This window comes from Streptomyces sp. NPDC043812 (genome assembly GCF_056436245.1).
Genome location: NZ_JBWKCY010000105.1, coordinates 1 through 1,139 on the forward strand (window position 1 = coordinate 1; position 1,139 = coordinate 1,139).

Sequence of the window (1,139 nt, forward strand, 5' to 3'; positions counted from 1 at the left end):
CTACGAACGTAAAGCGGACCACTTCCTCGCCTTCACCAGCATCGCCTGCACCCTCATCTGCTACCGCAGACTCACCAAATGAGATGGCTTCTAAGGCTGACATCAACGACGGCGCACATCCGCATCCCTGAGTGAGCCTGCACGGCAGTCGGAGCCCCCGGTGCACGTGGGCAGAGGGCCGACGGCCGAACTCCGAATGCGGTGGTCCAGGGTGTCGCCTACGCGGCGTCCCACTCGTGTGCGTGGCCGCCCCGCCACTCGACCCACGATGGGTCGTCGATGATGAGCTCCGGATCCGTCACTCCGGCCTGCTCAAGGAACACCACCAGGTCGCGATCCGAGTGCGCGAGCCCGAGGATCTCGTCCCGGCCCGCTCGGCGCGCGGTGACCCGCCGACCGCCGGATGGCGACGGACGGTGAACAACGATCGGGGCCATGCCGTTAGCGTGCATCCGGCTCCCGGTCACAGCATCCCCAGCTCGGAGTCCGGTCGGCAGAACTGGCACGCCTCCACGCTCTCTGCCAGAAGCTGGCGAGCCTCTATCGGAGTCACCGGCTTCGTGCGCTTCGCCATACCGCAGTCGCCGACGTGGACCTCGAAGGGGCGTCGGTCCGTGCCGATGCCGTGAGAGATCACGAATCCGGGGTCTCGTGGCGCCGTGTGCCGGGCGCGCTGCGCGGCGTGGGTCGTGCGCCGTTCCTCGTCGGCAATCCATCGGTCCGTCTGCGCGAGCTGCTGCTCTTGAACGCGGCGCAGGAATCGGAGGAGAGCGAGACGAGGGATGTCGGACATGCGTTCGATTCTATGCCCGGTGTGCACCCGGCTACCAGACACGCTCGGTGTCCCGTCGCACCGAACATTCAGTGCGTCTCATCGCAGGCTGAGCGGCGTGCGCGGGGCTTCCTGGCCAGCGGAAACGCCTACCCGTCTGGGCCGTCTGTGGGCCGTCAGGGGACGCCCGGCAGCGACCAGCAACGACCGATGACGGCCACCGCGGGCGGCAAGGCCCGCAGGTCACCAGATTCCGTCTGCGACACTGGTAACACCATGCCCAAGCCCGGAGAACTCACTTTCGTCGCGCCCCGCGGAGCCAAGAAGCCGCCGCGGCATCTTGCCGACCTCACGCCCGCCGAGCGCA

At 67.8% G+C, this 1,139-nt stretch carries 2 protein-coding genes; both read right to left on the minus strand.

The genetic code is table 11. The features are described from left to right. Nucleotides 1-218 precede the first annotated feature (218 nt). Nucleotides 219-437 (minus strand): hypothetical protein, encoded by a 219-nt coding sequence (locus tag AC067Z_RS38950; RefSeq protein WP_478794369.1) that lies wholly within the window; start codon nucleotides 435-437, stop codon nucleotides 219-221. Nucleotides 438-463: 26 nt separating this feature from the next. After that, on the minus strand, nucleotides 464-793 hold the full coding sequence (locus tag AC067Z_RS38955; RefSeq protein WP_478794370.1) for a DUF6233 domain-containing protein: 330 nt from the start codon (nucleotides 791-793) through the stop codon (nucleotides 464-466). Between the last annotated feature and the right edge of the window lie 346 nt (nucleotides 794-1,139).